Below are 1,740 nucleotides of genomic sequence, written 5' to 3'. Positions count from 1 at the left end.
GGTTCGTTGCTCAGGGGGGCGATCAGCCCAGGCGCTCCTTGAGTGCCTCGAACTCGTCGCGCACGCCGGAGGGGAGCTTGTCGCCGACGAACTCGAACCATTCCTCGATCGACGGGATCTCGTTGCGCCACTCGTCGGCGTTCACCGCGAGCGCCTCGTCGACGTCGGCCACGACCACGTCGAGGCCTTCCAGGTCGAGGTCGGCGGCCGAGGGGACGTTGCCGACCGGGGTCGACACGGCGCCCGAGCGGCCCTCGATACGGCCGACGATCCACTCCAGCACGCGGGAGTTCTCACCGAATCCGGGCCACAGGAAGCGGCCGTCTTCGCCACGACGGAACCAGTTGACGTAGAAGATCTTCGGCAGCTTGTCCGCGTCGGCGTTCTTGCCGAGGTTGCTCCAGTGGTTGAGGTAGTCGCCCACGTGGTAGCCGAGGAACGGCAGCATCGCCATCGGGTCGCGGCGGACGGTGCCGACCTTGCCCTCGGCGGCGGCGGTCTGCTCGGAGCCCATGGTGGCGCCCATGAACACGCCGTGCTCCCAGCCGAAGGACTCGGTCACCAGCGGGACGGTGGTCTTGCGGCGACCGCCGAACAGGATCGCCGAGATCGGCACACCCTGCGGGTCGTCCCACTCGGGGGCCAGGATCGGGCACTGCGACATCGGGGTGCAGTAGCGCGAGTTCGGGTGGGCGGCGTGGCCGTCGGACTCCGGCGTCCAGTCGTTGCCCTTCCAGTCGATCAGGTGCTGCGGGTCGCCTTCCAGACCCTCCCACCACACATCGTTGTCGTCGGTCTGCGCGACGTTGGTGTAGACGGTGTTGCCCGCCTCGATGGTCTCCATCGCGTTGGGGTTGGAGCTGCGGTTGGTGCCCGGCGCGACGCCGAAGAAGCCGAACTCCGGGTTCACCGCGTAGAGGCGGCCGTCCTTGCCGAAACGCATCCAGGCGATGTCGTCGCCCAGGGTCTCCGCGCGCCAGCCGGGGATGGTCGGCTGGATCATCGCGAGGTTGGTCTTGCCGCAGGCGCTCGGGAACGCGGCGGCGACGTAGTAGTTCTTGTTCTCGGGCGAGATCAGCTTGAGGATCAGCATGTGCTCGGCCAGCCAGCCCTCGTCGTGGGCCATCGCCGAGGCGATGCGCAGCGAGTAGCACTTCTTGCCGAGCAGCGCGTTGCCGCCGTAGCCGGAACCGAAGGACCAGATCTCGCGGTCCTCGGGGAAGTGGGTGATGTACTTGGTGTCGCTGCACGGCCACGGCACGTCGGCCTGGCCGGCGGCCAGCGGGGCGCCCACGGAGTGCAGCGCCTTCACGAACGGGCGGTCGGCGCCCAGCTTGTCGAGCGCGGCCTGGCCCATGCGGGTCATCACGCGCATCGAGACGACGACGTACTCGGAGTCGGTGATCTCCACGCCCAGCTTGGGGTCCTCGGCACCGAGCGGGCCCATGCAGAACGGCACCACGTACATGGTGCGGCCCTTCATCGAGCCGCGGTACAGCTCGGTCATGGTGGCGCGCATCTCGGCGGGGTCGACCCAGTTGTTGGTCGGACCGGCGTCGGCCTCGGTCTTGGAGCAGATGTAGGTGCGCGACTCGACGCGGGCGACGTCGGACGGGTCCGACAGCGCCAGGAACGAGTTCGGCTTCTTCTTCTCGTCGAGCTTCTTGAAGGTGCCCGCCTCGACCAGCTGCGTGGTCAGGCGATCCCATTCCGCATCGGAGCCGTCGGCCCAGACCACGC

Annotated in this window: 1 protein-coding gene; it reads right to left on the bottom strand. The window is 68.3% G+C overall.

Going from position 1 to position 1,740, the window contains the following annotated elements:
- Window positions 1-22: 22 nt before the first annotated feature.
- On the bottom strand, window positions 23-1,740 hold a 1,718-nt coding region (locus tag ACFWPJ_RS32030), incomplete at its 5' end, for a phosphoenolpyruvate carboxykinase (GTP) (RefSeq protein WP_378857154.1).

Source organism: Nocardia sp. NPDC058497 (assembly GCF_042720195.1).
Classification (GTDB): Bacteria; Actinomycetota; Actinomycetes; order Mycobacteriales; family Mycobacteriaceae; genus Nocardia.
This window is presented reverse-complemented; position numbering and strand designations above follow the sequence as displayed.